The sequence below is a fragment of the Paenibacillus sinopodophylli genome (assembly GCF_005930355.1).
GTDB classification, from domain to species: domain Bacteria; phylum Bacillota; class Bacilli; order Paenibacillales; family Paenibacillaceae; genus Pristimantibacillus; species Pristimantibacillus sinopodophylli.
The window spans coordinates 244,482-266,849 of sequence record NZ_VDBO01000001.1 but is presented as its reverse complement, the minus strand read 5'-3'; the positions used below and the strand labels follow the sequence as shown (position 1 = coordinate 266,849).

Genomic DNA, 22,368 nt, shown 5'->3' with positions numbered 1-22,368 from the left:
CTTTGTTTGCGACATGTTGTTTAGCCAATTTCAAGCTCCTCCTTCGATAACTGAGAGTTCGCGATCTGACGATATACTTCACAGGTCTGAAGCAGCTCTTGATGCGTGCCTCTTCCTACGATCTTGCCTTCGTCTAGAACGAGTATGAGATCGGCTTCCTTAATCGTTCCGATTCGCTGTCCTACAATCAGGTTGGTAGCGCCTGACGTTTCCTGATTCAGCATGGAGCGCAGTTGACGGTCGGTCTTGTAATCAAGCGCTGAGAAAGAATCATCAAACATATAAATGTCTGGCTTGCGATATACCGCTCTAGCGATGGATAAGCGTTGCTTCTGCCCGCCGGATAAGTTCGTTCCTCCTTGCGAAACGCTGCCTTCATAGCCGCCTTCCAGCTTCTCGACGAATTCTTGACCTTTGGCGATCGCTACTGCTTTCTTCACATCGTCTGGTGAGCCTGCTGCTCGCCCGTTATCACCATAGGCAACGTTGGACGTCACAGTGCCGCTGAACAATACCGTTTTCTGAGGAACATATCCGAGCTTGTTATGCAGATCCCGCAGGGTATATGCCTTCACGTTCAAGCCCTGAACGAGCACCTCACCTTCAGAAACATCATAAAACCTCGGAATTAAATTCAGCAGCGTACTCTTACCGCTGCCCGTTGAACCGATGAATGCAACCGTCTCACCTCTACGCGCAACGAAGCTAATGTCTCTAAGGACGTATTCATCCGAATCCTCATACTTAAAGCTGACATTCCGGAATTCAATCTCTCCTACTTTCGCAGCATTCGTCGCATTCGAACGGCCATCCTTAATGCTTGGCTCCGTATTTAGTACTTCCAAGACGCGCTTAGCAGCAACTGAAGCCCTCGGCAGCATGAAGAACACCATTGATAACATCATAAAGGCCATTACAATTTGCATCGCATAAGAAGAGAAGATGACCATGTCGCTGAACAGACCGAGCCTTGCTGCTGTATCGGCACCATTAATTAAAAAAGCACCGATCCAATAAATAGCCAAGCTTAACCCACTCATGATAAGACTCATGACCGGCATCATTAATGCCATTAAACGGGTGGTGTACAGATTCGCATCTGTTAACTGCTGATTCGCGTGACCGAACTTCGCTTCTTGATTTTCTCCTGCATTATAAGCACGAATGACTCGCAGACCATGGAGTCCTTCTCTTGTTACTCGGTTCAATTGATCCGTAAGTCCTTGAATCATTCTGAACTTCGGCATCGCGAACAAAATAACGATAGCGATCATGAGAAGCAGCAGTGCAACTGAAACACCAGACGAGAGCGTCCATTGCCAGCTTTTACTGGAGATTTTCACAATGGCCCAGCCTACGAGAATAGGTGCCTTAATCATAACTTGGAGCCCCATCGCTACGATCGTTTGCACTTGTGTAATATCGTTCGTGGAACGGGTGATCAGGCTTGATGTTGAGAATTTGTTCATCTCGGCCATCGAGAATGATTCAACCTTGTCGAATAGCAGGCTCCTAAGCCTCTTGGCAAGCGACGCTGCGCTCTGAGCGACCAAATAGACGACGATAAAAGAGGCGATTAAGCTTCCAATCGCACATAGCATCATATAAGCGCCTGGTTCCCATACCTCGCTTAATGAGTTGCCTTCCGTCTGCACTAGCTTTGTAATTTCTGCCAAATAGTCAGGAAGCTTGAGATCGAGCCATACCTGAAGCACGATAAATGCAGTACTGATCACGATAAACCAAACATTTTTGGGATTAAAATACTTCAAAATCTTTAGCATCTACCGAACGCTCCTTCTCCATGTTGTTAGCTGTAGAACTGTAAGCCTACTAACAATATTACAATAATAAATCCCGCCATTTCAACTGGGATGACCGCTACTCTAAATTGCTTTTAATTTTATCCAATACGGAGAAGAATATATCCATCTCATCCTTTGACAGACCCTTTCTTAATTCGAGCTCCAATTGTGCATATTTCCCTACTATCGATTCATAATACTCGTGTGCAGTCGGCGTAAGTATGATCTGCTTCAATCGAGCGTCGTAGGGAACAGACTGCCTGGTGATAAGATTATTCTTCTCCATCAATTGCAAAATCTTACTCGCCGTCGAACGCCGAATTGTGAACTGGTTCTCGAAATCGCGTTGAAAGATCTCCTTGTCCTGGTTATCTACAAAATACTTCAGCACCCAGCCATGCATACCGGTTAATGTATCGCCATATTTCTCATTCATAAATCCGTCAACCTGTCTATGCAGCAAATTCCTTAACGTCCTAAGTTCAAGTGCAACCGATTTGTTGTCTGCGTTCATTTCGCCCTCCTCTATCCATATTCCATTTCAGCTTTTTCTCATTGTATCACAATATTTGTTAGTCAGCTAACATTATTGCGACAACCTGTTGGCACTTTTCCGACTTTTTTAATGTGTGGCAAACCTGTGATTATAGGTGCCACAATTCTGTCACAGCTTGCTCATTGTGCATTGTTGCCCATTGGGCAATAATATAGTTAGGGTATATTTTAAGAAGAAACGTCTAACGGCGCCCTTACTTTAGACGCCTTCGTTTCAGCGAAACGTATAGAGAAAGCTGTCATTCAATTTGAAAAGAGGTGAGCGCTGAAGCGTTACATGATGAACAAACAAAGTCTACGCGATATGAAAAGGGAAGCAACCGCGTTTGCGCTTGCTGATGCAGCGTTCGCTCTTGCTATGGAGCATGGGATGGATGGCTTCGTCGTCGAAGATGTTGTACATCTCGCCGGCTACTCCAGAAGAACGTTCGCCAACCACTACTCCTGCAAGGAGGAAGCAGTAGCGTCAGCGGCTCTCATCTTCAAAGGTGCCGATGAAATCGCGATTTGGATTGCAGGCTTAGATGAGGATATTTCCCCGCTTGAGATGCTGTACCATTTGATGAAGATGCAGTTGACAGCAGAGCATTTCGTAAAGTTACAAGAGCTTGTAACGCTATCGAAGCAGTACCCGTCTCTTGCGCCATTTATTCTTAGCGGACTGCACCGTTTGCAATTAACTGCCCAAGAAACTTTAAACGGACTATCCTTTGGACGTTTTCCCGAAGGATATATCCACCTGCTCGTCGGAGCTGTTTATGGGGCTGTACTGCCCATGCTTGACGGCAGCCTGAACGTGCTGCTTCCAGGACAACCCGCTTCTGAGGCTCATGAGTCGGTTACGTTCGATCATTATTTAGATACCATGTTCAATTACTTACGGAACGGATTCTAGTTCACGAAAACACGTTATTAAAAAGGAGATTAACTAAAGCATGTCAACTTTTCTATACAGACTAGGCAAATCAGCCTATACCAAACCCTGGTATTTCATTGTAAGTTGGATTGCGATTCTCGGAATTGTTCTTGCTCTATTGGGGGTTAATGGCATCCACGTCACCTCCGAGATGAAAATCGAGGGCACGGAATCGCAAAAGGTATTAGATCAGCTGACCGCAGAGCTTCCGGAAGCATCAGGCGGTCAAGCCAGCATCGTTTTCACAGCACCTGAGGGTGAACGTCTTGATACAGCAGAGCGATTGAGCTCAATTACTGAAGCCGTTAATAAGGTATATCAGCTTGATTATGTCATTAATCCGATTGAACTGGCTGCACAAGCTGGAGCATCGATGACAGACGCGGCTGCACAAGGCAGTCAGGCAGCGCAAGGAGAAGCTGCAGCAGGTACCGTACAAGAAAACGCAGGTGAATTGCCTCCTTATGGACCATTGATGGTCGATGGCGCTCCAGTTCCAGGTGTCATGCTTGCGTCGGATGGCCGCGTGGCCATGTTCCAATTCCAATTCACCGTTCAACAAATGTCTCTGCCCGAAACCGTACCCGGTTTGGTCATTGATGCCGTAATGCCAGTCGAGCAAGCCGGAATTACTGTATTGCCAAGTGATTCACTATCCACTAAACCTGCAATCGGCTCAACGGAAGCCATCGGCATTGCCGTCGCTGCCGTTGTACTCTTCATGACACTGGGCTCAGTTGTTGCAGCAGGCTTGCCGCTATTAACCGCTCTCATGGGAGTAGGAATAAGCGTAGGTGGAGCTTTTGCCTTCTCGAATGTGTTCCACATGACCGATCTTACGCCTGTTTTGGCGCTGATGGTCGGACTTGCAGTCGGTATTGACTATTCGCTATTTATCGTTAACCGGCAGCGCCGCATGATTCTCGAACAAGGTCTTAGCGCTCGAGAAGCTGCAAGCAGAGCAGTCGGTACCGCAGGCAGCGCTGTGTTTTTTGCCGGCCTGACCGTTATTATTGCATTGTGTGGCATGGTTATTATTGGTATTGGCTTCTTATCTGCAATGGCGCTTGTTGCCGCTCTTGCTGTTCTTATCAATGTACTGGTCGCTCTAACTCTACTGCCGGCGTTGCTCGGACTTGTCGGTGAACGGATCTGCTCGACCAAAGCACGCACGAAGAACAGCAGCCAACCCCCTAATAATCCAAATGGCTTTGCACACCGCTGGGTATCAGGAGTCGTAAAAGGCCGCTGGACAATCGTGGTTGCTGTCATCGTCATTCTCGGTGCAGCTGCAATTCCTGCAGCAAAGATGGAAATGGGCATCCCTTCCGGTGCGACAGCCAACTTGGATACATCAGTAAGACAAAGCTATGATGCCATATCAGACGGCTTCGGCGAGGGTTTCAACGGTCCTCTGATCATAGTAGCAGAGCCTCAGGGCTCCACAGAAGCTATAACGATGGAAATGCTGGGCGGGCTCGTTCAGGAGCTTCAACAGCATGACAATGTTTCAGTCGTAACGCCTATGGGTGTTAACAAAACGGGTAATATGGCCATTATTAGCCTCATTCCAAAAACAGGGCCAACAGACATCGAGACAAAAAATTTAGTACAAGAGCTTCGTGCCAGCGACTCCAACATCGTGCAGTCGTTTAACGTAAAACTTGGTGTTACTGGATTTACCGCCATCAACATCGATATGTCGTCGAAGCTGGCTGAAGTATTCCCGCTTTACGTCGTCATTATCGTAATTCTCTCGATCATTATCTTGCTGCTCGTATTCCGGTCAATCATCGTGCCGATCAAAGCAACGCTCGGTTTCCTACTCAGCATTCTTGCCACATTCGGTATTACGACAGCTGTGTTCCAGTGGGGCTGGGTACATGACCTATTCGGCTTCGACACGGGAGGTCCCCTGCTCAGCTTCATGCCGATTATGGTTACCGGCATCCTATATGGTCTCGCAATGGATTATCAAGTGTTCCTCGTTAGCTCTATGCGCGAGTCATTCGTCCACGGGCATCATGGCAAGGAGAGCGTCATTCATGGCTACGATCAAGCCAGCCGTGTCGTCGTAGCTGCAGCGATCATCATGGTTTCTGTGTTCGCGGGCTTTATCTTTGCTCATGATATTATGATCAAACAGATCGGCTTCGCGCTAGCGATCGGCATTCTGATTGACGCATTCTTCGTCCGTATGGCACTTGTTCCTGCAGTCATGGCTATCTTCGGAGATAAAGCTTGGTGGCTGCCGAAATGGTTAGACCGCATGCTTCCGAACCTAGATGTCGAGGGCGATAAGCTGCTTGCAGTGCTGAAGGCTCAAGAAGTCGGAGCAAGCCATAAAGGCGAGTCACGTAAGGCTCACTAATTTTGATATAAACACATTTAATCGCTTCATTTATGTAAAGGTATCACTACAGCCGACAGCTGCAGTGATACCTTTTTTTCGGCTAAGGTCATTAATCATCTCACAACTAGAATAAACAACAAATAGGCTTCCTCTGAGTAAAACACAGAGGAAGCCTATTTATGCTCTACCTATTCTTTTAATAAAATGAATAGAATTAGGACAAGCCATGTTTAACTATACTAAACCAATCAAAAATCATATATTCGTGAGTGTATTGCAAGCTCATTAAGTTAATTTCTGAATGACAACCGAAGCGCTAATCGTTGGAGTACCTCCGCCAATCTCATTTTGCAAAGTCTGTGCGCCCGTGTTGTCAATTCGATTCAATGTGAGAACGCCACCAGCCGATAGCTGAGTAACGACTTGGCCTTGGTAAGGCTGGTTGCCTGAACCTGAACCATAATTGCTGCAAAGAACCAATGCTGCAGGCGCAGCACCAGCAGGATCAAAGAACAAACCAAATGCGCTGTTACCCGCTGTTGGGAATACTTCCCAGCTAATATTATAAATACCCGCCTCATTGATAATAATGTTAGTTGTAGGAGCGAAAGAAAGAGCCGTACCATTAAGGAGAGAGTTGTTAAATGTTACCGCTCCGCCTTGCCCACCTGGCGCAGGTGCTGCTTCTACCGTTTGTTCTTCATCGCTGCACAAGAAAGCAAAGTCAGATATTCCTCCAGCAGGTCCTTGTGGTCCCGTTGCTCCTTGCGCTCCCGCTGGGCCTTGTGGTCCTGCTACGCCTTGAGCTCCCGTTACGCCTTGAGGTCCTGCTACGCCTTGAGCACCTGCTACACCTTGAAGACCCGTTGATCCTTGCGGTCCTTGTGGTCCTTGTGGACCCGCAGGTCCTGCTACTGGTCTAACATTAATGATTGGACGAGGGCAGGTAACTTTTACGATCTTCTTTTTAACCACTACATTTTTCTTTTTATGACACTTTGGCTTACACACCACAACAGTCTTTTTATGACATCTTTTCTTCGTTTTATCAGCTGAACAACTCAACTCAACACCTCCTACGGATTTGAGACATTGTACGCGAAGATGCTTCTAGTTGAATGCATTCCAGCCTACTAACCTATTAGTCTCATAACCATTTTTCGTAAAAGGGGTCTCTGCGGAGGGTCATATGTTTAGAGAATATAGACTCTTTGAAATTTCACCTAATCATTTTAGCGATCATTTTCATAGATTAATAGATTGTGCACTAATTTGATCCATTCATGAGGAATTATTCGAACAAAGCGACTATCATCACTCGCTGGCGAAGCTGCATGGATAGATCTCTTAAAATGAATAAGGAGGAGGCTGATAGCCCCCTCCTTATTCATTTTATGTCGGGCTTGCCATCTGCACGATACGATCGCAGATCACAGCCGCATCTTCTTGATCATGCGTCACGAGCAGGCATGTTATATGAGCCGCACGCAGCAATTGCTTCAGCTCTTCCCGAATTTCTTGTTTCAAATGAGCATCCAAACTGCTGAATGGCTCATCCATTAATAGCAGCTCCGGCGAAGGCGCCAGCGCCCTTGCGAAAGCAACACGCTGCTGCTGCCCTCCGCTAAGCTCATGCGGATAACGTTTCACCAGATGCTGAAGTTTTATAAACTCCAGCATCTCCTCTAAGCGAAGCAGCCTGTCTTTTTTGGAGAGCTGATGCAGTCCGAATAATATATTTTGTCCAACCGTCAGATGAGGAAATAATGCATAATCTTGAAATACCATTCCGATGCCTCGCCGCTCAGGCTCGATAAAGTGCTGCTGGTCGAGCAGCGTTCTGTCATTAATGACGATACGTCCCGAATATGGCGATTCTAATCCGGCAATGATCCGCAGCAACGTGCTTTTGCCGCAGCCGCTTTGTCCAAGCAGTCCGACCACTTCCCCTTTTTCCACCTGCATGGAGAATTGCTTCAGAACGGGAGCATCCCGCTTCGCATATCCGAATGTGATGTCTGTCAGTTCAAAGTATGTCATGATGATTTCTTCTCCCCCAACCAATGATAGAAAAAGACAGATAGTGTTCCGACTGCAATAATGAATAATGAGGGAAGCGATGCTTGATGGATTTGTTCGTCGCTCGCGTATTGATAGGCTTTTGTTGCTAGTGTTTCAAAATTAAAGGGACGCAGCAGCAAAGTAAGCGGCAGCTCCTTGACCATTTCCATAAACGTTAATAGGAAACCGGCCAGAATCGAGCCTTTAATTAAAGGCAAATCCACCTTAAAGAAGGTTCTGGTCATACCCATGCCGAGCGTACGGGACGCTTCCGAATATCGGTTGCCTATTTTATCAAAGCCCGATTCGACCGCATTAAAACCTACCGCCAGAAAACGAATCACATAGGCGAAAACGAGCATAACCAGCGACATGCTAAGCACCAGTTTGCCAGAACCCCATCCAAGCTTACTGTATAAACCGCTTAACTGATGATCAAGGGATATGAATACCGCCAGCACGCCAATCGACAACACCGCTCCCGGAATGGAATACCCCATCGAAATCAGCTTTGTAATTGCAAGCGAGAAGGTCGAATGCTTATACAAGCGGCTCACATTAGCGACAATAATAGCAAGCAGCATCAGCAGTCCAATTGAAACCATGGATACGACTAACGTATTGCGAATGAGCTGAACAAACTTTGCGTTGAATACTTCCGCATAGGTCCATGTCGCCCATACCATAAGCTGAATAACCGGGATTGCGAATGATAGCGCAAAAATAATCGTGCAGCAAGCAACAGCTGCTGTGGCTCCCAGCTTCTTCAGTCTTCTTCTTCTAAGCGGGCTCGTCCGACTTGTCGGCGAATGAAACCTTCTTCGTCTGCGCAGCATTCGCTCTACTATAAACAACCCAATAATGACGCTCATTAGCAATGCTGCAAGACGCAGCGCAGAATCCACATCATACATCCCGAACCAGGTTTTAAATATAGTCGTGGTGAACGAAGAAATACCGTAGTGCTTCGAGACGCCGAAATCATTCAGAACCTCAAATGCGACCAAGCTTGCTCCGCCAACGATTGCCGCTTGCGACAAAGGCAGTACGATGCGAAAAAATACATGAAGCTGTCCTTTCCCAAGCAGTCTTGCATTTTCGATAAATGCAGCGCTTTGCTTCTCCAGAAAGGTTTTTGTGATCAAATAAATATATGGAAATAAAAAAAGAGTGAATACAAAAATAGCGCCCTTCATAGACAAAATATCGAAATAAGCCTGGTTAGGCTTCACGCCGAGTGTATTACGCATAAAGGCTTGTATACTCCCTGTATAGCTAAGCATTGACCCATATGTATAAGCCGCAATGTAGGGAGGAATCGCCAGTGGCAGCAGAAACGCAAAATGAAAAAATCCGCGCAGCGGAAAGTCATGTGCAGCCATCAGCCACGCAAGCGACACCCCGATGATAACGGAAAAGAAGACGGTGCCAAGCACTAGCCACATGGACTGCATAATTGAATCAAGCAGCATATAGTCTTTAATTTGCTGCCAATTTTCATTCGGTCTGCGGAATAAGCCAAATAAAATATAAAGAGACGGGACAAGGGCCGTTATGGCCCCTATCACGCTCAAGATTACCCAGCCGTTTAGCTTTCTCTTCAAGTTTCGCAGCAAGGTAGAGACGAACATTTCTATTTCCAGCCTACCTTCGCTAGAAGCTCAACTGCTTTTTTATTATGATCGCCTAGCTTGGAGAAGTTAAGCTGCTGTGTTTTGAAATCTCCCCAGTTCTTTAGAAGTTCAGGCTTCTCTGCTGCTACATTGACTGGGAACTCAAAGCTTCCTTGTGTCAGCAGCGTTTGACCATCCTTACATGTCATATACTCGATCAGCTTAACTGCGTTATCTTTGTTCTTCGCATACTTGGTAAGACCAACGCCACTAATATTCAAGTGTGCTCCTGTCGTTTCTTGGTTCGGGAAGAACACGCCAATTTGCTCTGCTACTTTAACCTCTTCCGCATCCTTTGAGTGAAGCATTTGCCCTACATAATAAGTATTCATAATAGCCACATCGCCAAGTCCTGCTACAACTGCCTTCGCTTGATCACGGTCTCCACCTTCTGGATCACGGGCGAAATTCGCAACGATCCCTCTGGCCCAAGCCTCTGCTGCCGGTTCCCCGTTCAGTTCGATAAAGGAAGCTAGAAGTGATTGGTTATACAGGCTTGATGAAGAGCGAGCTAATACTTTGCCTTTCCACTTATCACTTGCCAGATCCTCGTATGTGGACAATTGCTCAGGCTTCACACGGTCCTTAGCATAGACGATAACCCGCGCTCGCGTTGCAATCCCTACCCAATTGTTTTCAGTATCGCGCCACTCTGCCGGCACATTGCTATCAACAACTGTCGATTGAATCGGCTGAAGCACCTCATTTTGCTTCGCATAATTCAACACTCCTCCATCAACGGTAATGAACAAATCGGCTTCAGAGCTCTCTCCTTCACGCTTCAATCGTTCAACCAGTTCCTCTGCCGTACCCTTGATCTCATTAACCTTAATGCCTGTTGCCTTTGTAAAAGCATCAAAAAGCTGGCTGTCCACATCATAGTGTCTTGCAGTAAATACGTTTACGATTTGATCCTTGCCATCATCCTTGACCGCATCATTCTTATTACCTTCGGTATTAGCAGCCTGCTCGCTTGCCTCAGGAGATGGAGACGATGCTGCTGACTTATTATTCGCTGTATGATTAGCTCCACAGCCTGCTAGTACGAGCACTGTCAGCATCGTTAGCATGATGATTCCTACAATATTTTTCTTTTTCATCGGGGTAGTACCTCACATTCTTTTATTTTTATTTGATAATGAATATCATTACCACAACTCAACAGTTCTTATTGTAACGAACGAAAATGAGAAAATGCTGTGAAAATAAAAAAAGTTGTCCGAATTTTAATTCCGGGCAACTTTTTCTATATTTCTACCCGAAACGTGAGCTTATCCGCCCGAGGACGGCTTCAGCCGTTTCTTCTGCAGGACAAGGGTAACGATCGTACCTTCCCCCACCTTGCTAGCCATGAGCAAACGACCGTCATAACGCTGAACGAGCCGCGTCGCGATCGATAATCCTAGACCGTGCCCACCACTAGCGCCGCTCCTAGACCTGTCTGCCCGGTAGAAGCGATTTGTTACAAGCGGTAAATCTGTTTCCGATATGCCTATACCAAAGTCTATCACAGACAAGAGCACCTTATCCTCTTGAAGAATGCCCAACACCTTGATCAACTTGCTCTCACCTGAATAACGGATCGCATTATTAAGCAAGATGAGCAGTATTTGCTCCAAATGCTGTTCCGAAACAAACAGAATCGTATTTGAAATCGGTTCAAGCTCCACTTCAAATTGAAAATCCGGATAGAGCAGCTTCATATTCACAATAAGCTTCCTTACGGTTTTAACGGAATGCGGCCATTGCTCGTCTGTCGCGGGAAGCTCCTTCTCTGCGCGAGAAAGGGCAAGCAGCTCCTGAACCAGCCCTTTCAAACGTGCAAGCTCTTGTATGGATACGTCTAATGATTCCTCAAGTATCACAGGATCATCCTTGCCCCACCGTTTCAGCAGCTTCATATGCCCTTCCATAATCGCGACAGGTGTTCGAAGCTCATGGGAGGCATCCTCAACAAATTGCTTCTGCTGATCAAAGGATCGCTCGAGTTGATCCATCATTTCGTTAAACAGCTTCATTAACGATGCAATCTCATCATTTTTGTTCTCATTCAGCTGTACACGTTCCTTAACACCTTTATTCTTCACGCCAACCATCGCATCGTTCATTGTTTGAATTGGTTTCAGCAGTTGACGTGCAAGCAGGCCGCCGCCAATGCCGCTTATAATGACCGCCCCAAAGCAGCAGATGAGCATGATCCGAAAAAAATCAGTACTGAGCTTCTCGAATTCCTTATTGTTTTTCACAATTTCCACCGTGCCATTAAAAGAGAATATCGTAAGCGGGCTCCTCATAAGCAGCAAATTATCGTCTAGAAACCACGTCCCTTTGGCAGCAAGCTCCCCAACTGGGTAGACCGTCATCCAACGCTCAGGTATATTTTCTGAGACGACAAGTAATTGATCGCCATCCTCATCTAACAGCCGAATCAGCTGATTGCGTTCATTCACCTTCTCGAGGAAGCTGCGTATGGAAGCCATCTCGGATTCCTCGAAGGTGAACTCCTTCTCCAATAAATAATTCAGTATCTCACGCATATCCTCTTTCGTATTCGTTTCCGCTTGCTTCACCATCCAACTCTCCACAAACACATATTGAACAGCGTTATACGCAGCAAACAGCAGAAACAGCAGCAAAGCTGACCATAAGGTCAGCTTCCACTTAATCGGAAAACGGGAGAACCATAGGCGCAAACTTTTCATTTCCGCATCACATATCCTACACCGCGCTGCGTTTGAATACAGCTCTCTTGCTCCGGCGAATCTATTTTATTACGCAAATATCGTACATAGACGTCGACAACATTCGTATCTACAGCTGCATCGAAGCCCCATACCTTATCAAGAAGCGTTTCACGCGAAAGCACACGGTTCGGATTCTGCATGAAAGCGAGCAATAACTCGAATTCCCGCTTCGTTAATCCTATCGTTTCCGTTCCTTTGCTCACGATTCTTGCGTCTAAATCAATGCTGAGTTCGCCAAAAATTAATGTCGAACGCTTCTCCTCGGCAGCTTTCTCCTGTCTTCTGAACACAACACGAAGCCGCGCCAGAAGCTCCTCAATCGCGAACGGCTTTGGAATATAGTCGTCCGCTCCGCTGTCAAGACCTGAGACGCGATCCGAAATGCTATCTCTAGCAGTCAGCATTAGAATAGGCGTAGTTTTTGATACGCGAATCCGGCGGCATACCTCCAAGCCGTCAAGCCCTGGTAGCATCAGATCAAGCAAGATAGCATCCCATTCCTCACGCAGGGCAAGCTCCAAGCCGCTATTCCCATCCGTTTCAACAACAATTTCAAACGATTCATGCCGCAGCTCCAGCTCAATAAACCTTGCTAAATTTCTCTCATCTTCGATGAGCAACACTCTTTTCATTCCGTGACCCGCCTTTTTATGCAGCATGCTCGTCTAACGCATTATTTCCATCATTGTATTTGATAATGTTTCTCAACGTCAATCCTTCCGCATAAATTAGCCAATTTCAGCCATACTATCCAAAGTGACATACCCTCTTCCAAGGAGAACGACATGAGAAACTTCACTGGTACATTGAAAGCCGCCTTTGAATATATCGATCAAGAGCTCGGACATAGTTCGGATCTCTCTTTTAGACAGTGTCAAATTGGAAGTGATAACACCCCTGCTCTGATCATGTGGGTAGATGGATTGATTAACAAACAAAGCTTAAACAATGATATTATTTCACCGCTTATGAGCGGAAGCAGATCCATCAATCGTGTTGATTCAGATGAAACTACAATAAATTTCATTAGTCATTCTTTAATAACCACAACCGAAGTCATACAAGTAACAAGCTATGAATCGTTAATCCCTTTACTCATAAATGGCTGGTCCGTTGTCATTATCGAGGGAATTGACATCATGATTGCAGCGAATACGCAAGGTTTGGAAACACGGAGCATTGATGAACCCGCTTCAACAAGCGTCATACGAGGGCCGAGAGATGGCTTCGTAGAATCCATCGATACCAACATTTCGCTTATTCGTCGTCGCGTGAAAAACAAATTGGTTCGCGTTGAGAATCATTGGATAGGCAATATGTCACATACAAAAATTGCAATGATGTACATTTTCGACCGGGCCAATCCGGATACCGTTTCAGAAGTCCGTACTCGGCTCGATCATATAGACATTGATGCCATATTAGAATCGCAATATATTGAGGATCTGATTAAAGACAGTCCCAGTTCTTTTTTCCCAACCGTATATAGCACAGAGCGGCCTGATGATGTTGCAGGAGCCATTCTTGAAGGACGCGTAGCCATCATTGTAGATGGAACCCCGTTTGCATTAGTGCTTCCCTGCACGCTATTTCATCTGCTGAAAACAACGGAAGATTTGTATTTATCTTATCCAATCGCAACGTTCATCCGTTGGATTCGATTTATAGGCTTTTTTATTACATTGTTATTGCCTGCGTCTTATTTGGGAGTACTCACTTATCATCCAGAAATGGTGCCTCCACAGCTGTTAAGCAGCATTTTGTCTGCTCGGGACGGCGTACCCTTTCCACTACTCATGGAAACCTTGCTTATGGAATTAACCTTCGAAGGGTTAAGGGAAGCGAGCATACGAATGCCCAAATCGATTGGCTCTGCAATCAGCATTGTCGGGGCATTGGTCATTGGTGAATCCGCGGTCAAAGCAGGCATTATTTCATCGCCATCCGTCATTATTGTGGCAGGTACTGCAATTGCTTCATTCACCATCCCATCGATCTCGTTATCGGCAACCATTCGCTTATTGCGTTTTGTTATGATTATTCTGGCCTCGTTCCTAGGTTTGTATGGGATTATGATCGGTTTGTTCCTATTGGGCATTCACCTCTCATCCATCAAATCAGTGGGCATGCCATACCTCGCTCCCTTTGCGCCATTCAGGCCAAAAGAAGCTGAGCGAGCACTCGTGCGGGTACCATGGTTCACTCTTCGAAAAAGACAAAAATAGCACGGCAGCTCAGGGAGGGTTCAACTGTGGTCATTCGTTATTTGAAATGCATAGTTGCGGCTTCTATGATCATGATGATTAGCGGTTGTTGGAGTCAAATTAACTTCGATCAATTAACAGTCGTTTCTGCTATTGGCTTGGATTTGGATGAAGACCAGAAATTACAGGTTTCTCTTCAGTTAGTGAATCCTACGCTGCCTGTTGCTGCTGGTGGAGCTACTCAGCAGCGCAGGGCCGTTGCGATTTATACGGCAACTGGACACACCATTCACGAAGCCATTGAGATAATCAAAAAACAATCGAAAAAAAACTTATTTTTTTCCCAAACACGTGCCATTCTAATTAGCGAAAAACTAGCTAAAAACGGGCTGTCAAATATTGTTGATTATTTTTGGCGTGAGCCGAACCAAAATTTCAATAGCTGGGTTCTTATCTCTAATTCGACTGCGAAGGACGCACTAAGCCGCTCTAAGGAACTCCTTGCCGTTTCCTCAGATGAATGGAAAGCTTATTTAAAGGACAAAACGAACAATACAGCACGAGGCGGCATTGAATTGTACCAATTTCTATCCCGTTTAAATCAATCCAGCTATGAGGCTGCTGTCCCAGGCATATCGCCTTTTGCATCTGAATCCAAACAAATCATCATGGAAATCGGAAAGCTTGCTGTATTTAATGGCGACAAAATGTCGGGCTGGTTATCGTTAGATGAAAGTCGAATCGTTAATTGGCTGTCTCGCTCCTCAAAAACAGGTGTCATTCAAGTCAAAATCAAAAATGATGAATTTATTGATTTCGATTTGACAAATATTCACATTAAAACTACAGCACAATTCAAAAACAATCAATTGGTCATGTCTATTCTAATGAAATGTGACGCCCATATCAAAACGTCAACAGAAGCGCTTGATCTAGCCTCTCAACAAGTGTCTCATACGATTGAAACCAAATTAAACCAATATTTGAACACGGGCATTAAGCATACCTTGCATAAAACCTTTGATACCTATCAGAGTGATGCCGTTGGTTTTGGAGATGTCGTTCATCGTACTTATCCTGAAAAGTGGAAATCGATCGAAGCGAATTGGGGGGCCACGCTGAAAACGATTGAGCTCGCTGTGGATACAGATGTTCGTTTAGTGAAATCAGGATTACTCATTAACAGAAGTATAAAAAAGGACGATAAAGATGATTAAAAATAAAATTTCAAATGGACAATTTTTTTTCATCATATTCGTCGCCATAGCATCCCTAACTTTCTTTTCTGTACCCAGTCAGCTTGTAGGAAAAGTAAAACAAGACCTTTGGTTCTCGATGGTTTTAGGCACGCTCATAGATGTTTATGTTGCCTCTCTGCTCTATTGGTTAGGGCTGAAATACCGCGAACAATCTCTCATTCAATATACAAATGAGATTATGGGCTTCCTCGGAAGGGTCATCAATGTCATCTATCTTATTTTTTTTCTTGGTGCGATCATTACATCGATGTGGATTTTTTGCGATTTTCTATCCCGATCCTTCATGCCTGAAACGCCTCGGATTGTATTCTCGATAACCATGACGATTTGTGCAGGCTTCGCCGCAGGGAAAGGCATTGAGACGATAGCCCGCCTAAGTCAGATTATAGGCGTATTAATACTGCTAACATCGCTGATCTTGTTTGCCAGTGCGCTTCCTTATGTTCACATTGGACTATTGTTTCCTCAATTCGAGAATGGATTCCTACCTTCAACGTTAGGAGCCATATATCCAGGAAGCTGGTTTGGCATTTGTGTCATAATGGGTATGCTTATGCCACATATGAAGGCTCCGAAAAAAACATTAAAGGTGAAAGTATCAGCTGTTATTCTAGGTTCTTTTATTATGACACTTTTCCTTCTGTACAGCATTGCAACAATGGGCAGTAATATGGCTGGTCAATTCGAGAATCCCATCTATATTCTGACGAGAATATCACACTTTATCATTTTTGAACGAATAGAAGTTTTACTCCTGCTTATTTTCATTTCTGGCTCGTTTATTACGATATCAACCTTATTTTATTCTGTTACCGTCGGCACTGCGCAGTTGTTTAAAAATCGCACACACACCATATGGGTTTATATTTTTGGATCTATCATCATTTTCAGCCCCGTGTTCCCCTATAGTCAGAATAGTTACATCGTAGAAGAATATTTGAGCCATTGGTTTCCTTATGTCGCATTATCTATTGAAGGTGGGTTAACCACCTTAATTTTCTTGGTAGCATTAATAAAAACATCGGTCAAAAATAAATCATGAGGGATGGTTTATTCCAAAATATAAGGATTTATAAGTTTGTTAGCTTATAAAGAGCTTATATTTCACCGACAAAGCTACTTCAGCGTCTTAAGGACGCAGAAGGCGGTTTTACTTGCTTATTGCTTTGCTAATGTCATAATCTTGAAGATCAATATCTAACTCCATTCCTAGCGCTAGCTTAGCCAGCTGTACGCCAATATAAGGACCCATCGTTAGTCCTGAAGCCCCGAGTCCGTTAACCGCAAGCAGTCCGTCCCACTCTGGAATGGCGCCAATGACCGGGAGAAAATCAGCTGTAAATGGGCGGAAGCCCACTCTAACCTCCTCGAACGTACTAGTGGCCAGCTCAGGTGCGAATGCAAGGCATTTTGTTAAAATCTCATTTATACCGCCAGGTGTGATTCTGGTATCGTAGCTTTCAATATCATTTTCATGTGTCGCCCCAATTACGATCTTCTGCTGTTCAAACGCGAGCATGTATTGATCGGAAGGAGGCATAACGACAGGCCAATTCCCAATGTTTTGATTGGCGTCTGGAACCTGCAGGTGCATGATCTGTGCTTTCTGATAGCTCACCTTGAAATCAATGCCCAAAGGTTGTAGCAGCGGCTGCGCCCAAGCACCTGCACACACGATCACTTTATCAGCTTGATAGCGATTCGTACCAACGATTGCGCCTGTTGCACGTTTGGATTGAAATTCCACCTTAGCATCCCCATAGATTAGCTCTGCTCCGTTCCTTTGTGCAGATCGAAGCAATGCATCACGCAGTGCTCGACCATCGACGCGAGCGGCCCCGCTAATATGAAGGGAGGAATATCCTTCCTCAAGCAGTGGGAAGAGTTCGCGGGTACTGTACTCATCAAGCCGAGTAATCTTGCCTATCTCTGGCGCATCTTCAATTCGTTTAAATGCTCGCTGTTCCATCTTGTCAATCTTCTCCGAATCCGTATGTATACTGAGGGCTCCGACCATGGCATAGCCGGTTTCAGTTTCTCCCTCCCTTTCAAGCTCGTCAATAAGCTCTGGATAATAACTCGCTCCAGCCTTCGCAAGCCGGTACCACGCCTTATTCCGCCGCTGCGACAGCCATGGACAAATAATGCCGGCAGCTGCATCCGTAGCTTGACCTGCGTCTTTTCGATCCACGATGAGGATCTCTACCCCCTGCTTAGCCAATTGGTAGGCTGTCGATGCACCGGCGATTCCCGCTCCAATGACAATTACCTTCATGATGATTCCACTTCCTTCTGTAATCTAACTATTCGAACCAGCGTCAAAACTAGCAGCCAAACCTACACCAATCGGATAGTAGACCTTATCATGTTCGACATACAAGCAATCCCATTCCCTATATGTCGGTCGATCGAACATCATTACAATTTTACTCATTCCACTATGTATTTCGATAATCTTGATCTCTTGGTTGATGTTTATTCGTGTTTGTACATCTTGAAATAATTGGAAACACTCATCCTCTGTTAAGTTCTCGGCATACATGCCCAGTCGCTTCTCTGATATTGCTTCAATCGTATAAGTTGTATCACTTTCAGGTGAATAAACTTTGGATCCGTAAATCACCCTATTCGTGTTCAAGTAATGATTCGCAATTCTTTGGCTCGCTGTAGAACTCGAATACGGTTATTAGCATCAAGCTTCCGATAAATATTTTTGATATGGTACTTAACCGTTTCAATCGTAATGTGGAGGCGAAGAGCGATTTCTTTGTTCTGCAAACCGTCCGCAACCAAGAGCAGCACCTTCATTTCCTGATCGGTCAAGCGTTCGATTGGCTGCTGCTCGTCTAAGGACCAATCACCAGATGCTTGCAAGAGGCGTATAACGTAATCCTTAGAGACCGTAACATCCGCTTCTAGAACATGCTGCTGTCTTTTTGCAAATTGCTTGATCATCTCGACCATCATTGGACCTTCGTCAATAAAGCTGCGTATGTACCCTACCGGCTCAGCAATTTCCATAGCATACTGCAGCTTTTCAAGCGAAGCTTCTAACTGATCAGACATCCCATATACGACACATTGAACGATCAGTAATTTGATGCGATCCCTAAGTCTGGTATTTTTATCCATTAATTGCTGCATCTTATCAAGTAGCTCCATTGCAGCCGCTGTACGTTCAGAACCCGCAAGTATTCTCGCAACAATCAAATATTCGGAGATACGATGCAGCGATATTTCTTCTGAGCGAAATAACCCGCTGCGTTCGAGCCATTCCAGCGCCTGCTTGTGCGCTCCTTGATGCAAAGACAAGTTTGCTTCTTCAGCCTCTATGTGTCGAACGAATAAATCATAATCGGGAGAATCAACGTTAGACTTCAGCTGTTTCAGTACATCTTTCGCCAGCGTTTCGTTGCCCATTATCTGCTGCAGCCAAGCAAACATAATACTCAACTGTACCCATACCCACGTATTGGAGCGTAAATCAGATCTTCCCAATGCCTGACGCAAATACAATTCCGCTTCTTCTAGCCTATTCTGCTCTAACAATAGCATGCAATAGGTAACGTATTGGTAGCCAACGAATGGATAATTTTTTTTATGCTCCCACGCTTTAATCCACTTGAGCTGAAACTGTTCCACAACCTGCAGATCATTGTTCAAGGATAGAAGATCGGTAAATTGATCGTACCCTTGATACCGTTTGCTACCCATGCTCTGAAAGCTGCTTCCATTCGGTAAATGCTGTTCCATCTTTTCGTAATAATAGGATGCCTGAGGCAGATTCAGCTGCAGGTATGAGATGATCCCGCAGTAAAAATACAAATTGCCCATAAGCTCCATCCATTCCGATTCATCTAAAACATCACTTAATGCAGCAAATCTCAATTCCACTTGACTGGCTCGCTGCAGCGCATGATCCCATTGTCCATCCGTTACAAGTTTGGATATATAATATAATTCAAACATTGGTTTCTCTTCGTAACTGCTTTGTGGTAAAGCTGTAATCCATCTCATTATTTGCGAGTATTCAAGCATGGACCGATCGATATTTCTCACAGCTTCCGAAGCCTGTTGTCCCTCAATGTAATGATCTACAGCCTCTTCGTAATTTTCTTGGCTTTCCCACCACTTCGCAGCACGTCTGTGATACTGCATCCACTTCTCCTCATCCTCAGCCGAACCGATTCTTTTCAAGAAATCGGACAGCAAATGATGGTACCGATACCACTTGCGACTATCGTCGAGCGGAACGATAAATAAGTTCATCTTTTCTAGTCGTTCAAGCTGATCTTGACTATCAGCTTGACCTGTAACGGCCTCGCACAATGATGCATTCATTCGATTTAAGATGGACGTCGCTAATAAAAATTCACGCATGGAATCCGATTGACGATTAAACACCTCTTCCAGCAAATAATCTGATATTTGTCGCTGTTGTCCGTTGAAGTGGCGAATCGAATCGGCAACGTTAACGCTGCGCTTTAATGAAATAGCTGCAAGCTGAAGCCCGCTGACCCAGCCTTCCGTCTGGCGGAACAGCATATGCATCTGTTCTTGCGTTAACATTAAATCCATTAACTCTCTGAGAAAAACAATGCCCTCCTCCAAATCGAAACGCAAATCCTGCGTTTGAATGAAATTAATTTCCCCTTTGGCTAGCAGCCTGGTGGTCGGAATCAACAACTCCACACGGCTTGCCATATAAAGGTGAATATGATGAGGGAGATACTCCAGCAAATAACTGAGTGACTTATTTATAATTCCATGATCAATAACATGAAAATCGTCTAACACAATTACGAGTGGAGCTGTTATCGTTATTAGTTCATTGATAAAAGCCGTGATAACCGTCTCGAACGAAACCTCTGCCTCTTGCTCAAGAAGAAGCATAACGGGTAACCCGAAGTCTGGAGCTATCTCCCTAACGGCCGCGATGACGCAGCTCCAGAAGGGGCTCCAGTCATTATCCAGCTTATCGAGCGATACCCATGCGACTGGTGTGCCGCACCGCTTTGCCCATTCACTGAGGGCTGTTGTTTTCCCGTAACCGGCTTGAGCAGATAATACCGTCAGCTTGGTGTTTAGTCCCTCGTCTAGCTTATTTATCAAATTAGGGCGATGAACTAACGATTTATATAAATAAGGAATACTTACCTTGGTTTGCATGAACATGATTTACCCTCCGACATGACACTTACTTGTAGGGAATAGTTCGACATTTTTTTGGATTTATCCTGCATAATGTGACTTATATTCCAAGATCCGCAGAGTGTATTTTTAAAAACCAGGTGTATAGTAACCGTCAAATAACCCTCATCAATAGTTAGATGAGGGCTGAGAAAAACTAGATTAAACCTAAACACGCGATAAATTGACTAAAGTGATGCTAACCTCAGAACGAAATGGCTGGACGAACAATAATCTCACTCTTACCTTGAATATGAGACATTTGACTTCTATAATTAATCTATTTTTGATTGATTGTTATTCCTTGATCTTAAACCAAGAGCCTGAAGCTTGAATGACCTGCCAAAGTTTTTCGGGGAGTTCAAGCTCACTTACTTTTGAAGTTTGAATGACTGTTTCCATATCCGTTTCTTTTCCATTCTGAACCTTTTCTATCCAGTCAGGGTTCATGATTAACGTGTGCCCAATCGCGGCTAATGTCAGTCCTTTATCTAATACCGTTGCAACCTCATCTGGAGTTGCCAGTGAACCTGCTGCCATTACAGGTACTCTGTCGCTTACATGTTCAACCACTAATTCAACGTATGTTTTTTCATCTTGACTATCGACTGGCTTGGATGACAGGGCAGCCGCCAATGAAACGTGAACATAATCTACTCCCTCTCCAATCAAGCAATCAATCAAGGCATAGGAATCTTTCAATCTAAGTCCACCTTCTTCTGTTTCCTCAGGAGAAATTCTATAGCCGAGAATAAACGGTTGAGTTGCATGTTTCTTAATGACATTGTTCATTTCCTGAAGGACTGCCAGTGGAAAACGCAAGCGATTTTCAAGAGAACCTCCCCACTCATCCTCACGTTTGTTAAAGTAGGGCGAAACGAAGTTTTGAAGAAGAAATCCATGCGCTCCATGAATTTCAACGCCATCAAACCCTGCCTCAATAGCTCTTCTCGTCGTTTCACCAAACGCATGAATGACTTCCGATATTTCTTCTTTTGAAAGTGCTCTAGGTGTTGCTGATGGAGCGAATGCGGTAGCTTCGGTTTCTACAGCACTGGAGCTAACTACTTCGCCATTTGGGGTCAAGGAAGGCAGCGCTTTGTTACCTGCATGAAAAATTTGAAGAACCGCAGGAGCTCCCCCGCTTTTCGCTGCATTCGCCAGTTTACGTAAACTTGGAATGAAGGAATCGTCATATGCTGCGAATTCATGTGTGAAACCAATGCCGTTTGCTTGAACATGTGTACATCCTGTTATAACTAGACCTACGCCATTCACTCTTTTTTTGTAATAATTGACTTCTTCGTCTGAGATCATGTAATCATCCTCACTCGCCCATGTTGTCATAGGTGACATTACGACCCGATTTCTAAGATTCATTCCATTTTTGAATGTGAAAGATTCAAATAAGTGGTTATATTTTGAGTTCATTTTCCAGCCTCTTTCTATTGTTTTAGAACATCGTCCATTGCATTCTTCTATTACTTCATTTTTATAGGCTATCGTTAATTTATCGAATTATGAAGTTCTTATTCACCTCCCATGCAAGAGTTGATTTTTACATATATAACAATAAGCAAGCTATACGCTTCAAAATCGAACGTTCGT

16 protein-coding genes are annotated in these 22,368 nt (G+C 44.7%); 5 read left to right on the top strand and 11 right to left on the bottom strand.

Translation table 11 applies throughout. The annotated features are described in order from the left end of the window. Positions 1-20: 20 nt before the first annotated feature. Positions 21-1,784 carry an ABC transporter ATP-binding protein gene (locus tag FGT79_RS00965; protein WP_138750927.1) on the bottom strand — a complete coding sequence of 588 codons (1,764 nt, stop codon included), beginning with the start codon at positions 1,782-1,784 and terminating at the stop codon, positions 21-23. A 97-nt stretch (positions 1,785-1,881) separates the two neighbouring features. Next, positions 1,882-2,319, bottom strand: coding sequence for a MarR family winged helix-turn-helix transcriptional regulator (locus FGT79_RS00960; RefSeq protein WP_138750926.1), 438 nt, complete (start codon positions 2,317-2,319; stop codon positions 1,882-1,884). 318 nt (positions 2,320-2,637) lie between these two features. Between FGT79_RS00960 and FGT79_RS00955 the strand changes: the two genes are divergently transcribed. Further along, the gene (locus tag FGT79_RS00955; RefSeq protein WP_246096069.1) at positions 2,638-3,255 is read left to right on the top strand and encodes a TetR/AcrR family transcriptional regulator; all 618 of its coding nucleotides are present in this window, start codon (positions 2,638-2,640) and stop codon (positions 3,253-3,255) included. 40 nt (positions 3,256-3,295) lie between these two features. Beyond that, positions 3,296-5,647: an MMPL family transporter gene (locus tag FGT79_RS00950; RefSeq protein WP_138750925.1), complete on the top strand. Its 2,352-nt coding sequence runs from the start codon at positions 3,296-3,298 to the stop codon at positions 5,645-5,647. 267 nt (positions 5,648-5,914) lie between these two features. On the opposite strand, the gene FGT79_RS00945 is transcribed toward FGT79_RS00950, so the two are convergent. From FGT79_RS00945 to FGT79_RS00920, 6 genes are all read right to left on the bottom strand, one after another. Continuing rightward, positions 5,915-6,604, bottom strand: coding sequence for a collagen-like protein (locus FGT79_RS00945; protein ID WP_246096067.1), 690 nt, complete (start codon positions 6,602-6,604; stop codon positions 5,915-5,917). Between the two features lie 417 nt (positions 6,605-7,021). After that, positions 7,022-7,669 (bottom strand): ABC transporter ATP-binding protein, encoded by a 648-nt coding sequence (locus tag FGT79_RS00940; protein ID WP_138750923.1) that lies wholly within the window; start codon positions 7,667-7,669, stop codon positions 7,022-7,024. Next, positions 7,666-9,321: an ABC transporter permease gene (locus FGT79_RS00935; protein WP_138750922.1), complete on the bottom strand. Its 1,656-nt coding sequence runs from the start codon at positions 9,319-9,321 to the stop codon at positions 7,666-7,668. The genes FGT79_RS00940 and FGT79_RS00935 overlap by 4 nt, the downstream gene beginning before the upstream one ends. A 2-nt stretch (positions 9,322-9,323) precedes the next feature. After that, a complete protein-coding gene (locus FGT79_RS00930) occupies positions 9,324-10,463 on the bottom strand; it encodes a Fe(3+) ABC transporter substrate-binding protein (protein ID WP_138750921.1) in 1,140 nt (379 codons plus the stop codon). Positions 10,464-10,634: 171 nt separating this feature from the next. Then, positions 10,635-12,065, bottom strand: coding sequence for a HAMP domain-containing histidine kinase (locus FGT79_RS00925; RefSeq protein ID WP_138750920.1), 1,431 nt, complete (start codon positions 12,063-12,065; stop codon positions 10,635-10,637). Further along, a complete protein-coding gene (locus FGT79_RS00920; RefSeq protein ID WP_138750919.1) occupies positions 12,062-12,739 on the bottom strand; it encodes a response regulator transcription factor in 678 nt (225 codons plus the stop codon). Before FGT79_RS00920 ends, FGT79_RS00925 begins: the two co-directional genes overlap by 4 nt. 153 nt (positions 12,740-12,892) lie before the next feature. Here FGT79_RS00920 and FGT79_RS00915 point away from each other — a divergent pair, with 153 nt between their 5' ends. From FGT79_RS00915 to FGT79_RS00905, 3 genes are read left to right on the top strand one after another with little or no spacing between them, the layout of a single operon-like run. Beyond that, positions 12,893-14,332: a spore germination protein gene (locus FGT79_RS00915; RefSeq protein ID WP_138750918.1), complete on the top strand. Its 1,440-nt coding sequence runs from the start codon at positions 12,893-12,895 to the stop codon at positions 14,330-14,332. 26 nt (positions 14,333-14,358) lie between these two features. After that, positions 14,359-15,528, top strand: a complete 1,170-nt coding sequence (locus FGT79_RS00910) for a Ger(x)C family spore germination protein (protein WP_171056031.1) — start codon at positions 14,359-14,361, stop codon at positions 15,526-15,528. Continuing rightward, positions 15,521-16,612: a GerAB/ArcD/ProY family transporter gene (locus tag FGT79_RS00905; protein ID WP_138750916.1), complete on the top strand. Its 1,092-nt coding sequence runs from the start codon at positions 15,521-15,523 to the stop codon at positions 16,610-16,612. Before FGT79_RS00910 ends, FGT79_RS00905 begins: the two co-directional genes overlap by 8 nt. A 108-nt stretch (positions 16,613-16,720) precedes the next feature. On the opposite strand, the gene FGT79_RS00900 is transcribed toward FGT79_RS00905, so the two are convergent. From FGT79_RS00900 to FGT79_RS00890, 3 genes are all read right to left on the bottom strand, one after another. Next, positions 16,721-17,848 (bottom strand): NAD(P)/FAD-dependent oxidoreductase, encoded by a 1,128-nt coding sequence (locus FGT79_RS00900; protein WP_138750915.1) that lies wholly within the window; start codon positions 17,846-17,848, stop codon positions 16,721-16,723. Positions 17,849-18,204: 356 nt separating this feature from the next. After that, on the bottom strand, positions 18,205-20,745 hold the full coding sequence (locus FGT79_RS00895; RefSeq protein WP_138750914.1) for a winged helix-turn-helix domain-containing protein: 2,541 nt from the start codon (positions 20,743-20,745) through the stop codon (positions 18,205-18,207). A 312-nt stretch (positions 20,746-21,057) separates the two neighbouring features. Further along, on the bottom strand, positions 21,058-22,191 hold the full coding sequence (locus FGT79_RS00890) for an NADH-dependent flavin oxidoreductase (RefSeq protein WP_138750913.1): 1,134 nt from the start codon (positions 22,189-22,191) through the stop codon (positions 21,058-21,060). Between the last annotated feature and the right edge of the window lie 177 nt (positions 22,192-22,368).

Coding starts and splice junctions, on each gene's coding strand:
- FGT79_RS00965 (WP_138750927.1), bottom strand. CDS start 1,784: ATGCTAAAGATTTTGAAGTATTTTAATCCCAAAAATGTTTGGTTTATC.
- FGT79_RS00960 (WP_138750926.1), bottom strand. CDS start 2,319: ATGAACGCAGACAACAAATCGGTTGCACTTGAACTTAGGACGTTAAGG.
- FGT79_RS00955 (WP_246096069.1), top strand. CDS start 2,638: ATGATGAACAAACAAAGTCTACGCGATATGAAAAGGGAAGCAACCGCG.
- FGT79_RS00950 (WP_138750925.1), top strand. CDS start 3,296: ATGTCAACTTTTCTATACAGACTAGGCAAATCAGCCTATACCAAACCC.
- FGT79_RS00940 (WP_138750923.1), bottom strand. CDS start 7,669: ATGACATACTTTGAACTGACAGACATCACATTCGGATATGCGAAGCGG.
- FGT79_RS00935 (WP_138750922.1), bottom strand. CDS start 9,321: ATGTTCGTCTCTACCTTGCTGCGAAACTTGAAGAGAAAGCTAAACGGC.
- FGT79_RS00930 (WP_138750921.1), bottom strand. CDS start 10,463: ATGAAAAAGAAAAATATTGTAGGAATCATCATGCTAACGATGCTGACA.
- FGT79_RS00925 (WP_138750920.1), bottom strand. CDS start 12,065: ATGAAAAGTTTGCGCCTATGGTTCTCCCGTTTTCCGATTAAGTGGAAG.
- FGT79_RS00920 (WP_138750919.1), bottom strand. CDS start 12,739: ATGAAAAGAGTGTTGCTCATCGAAGATGAGAGAAATTTAGCAAGGTTT.
- FGT79_RS00915 (WP_138750918.1), top strand. CDS start 12,893: ATGAGAAACTTCACTGGTACATTGAAAGCCGCCTTTGAATATATCGAT.
- FGT79_RS00905 (WP_138750916.1), top strand. CDS start 15,521: ATGATTAAAAATAAAATTTCAAATGGACAATTTTTTTTCATCATATTC.
- FGT79_RS00895 (WP_138750914.1), bottom strand. CDS start 20,745: ATGTTCATGCAAACCAAGGTAAGTATTCCTTATTTATATAAATCGTTA.
- FGT79_RS00890 (WP_138750913.1), bottom strand. CDS start 22,191: ATGAACTCAAAATATAACCACTTATTTGAATCTTTCACATTCAAAAAT.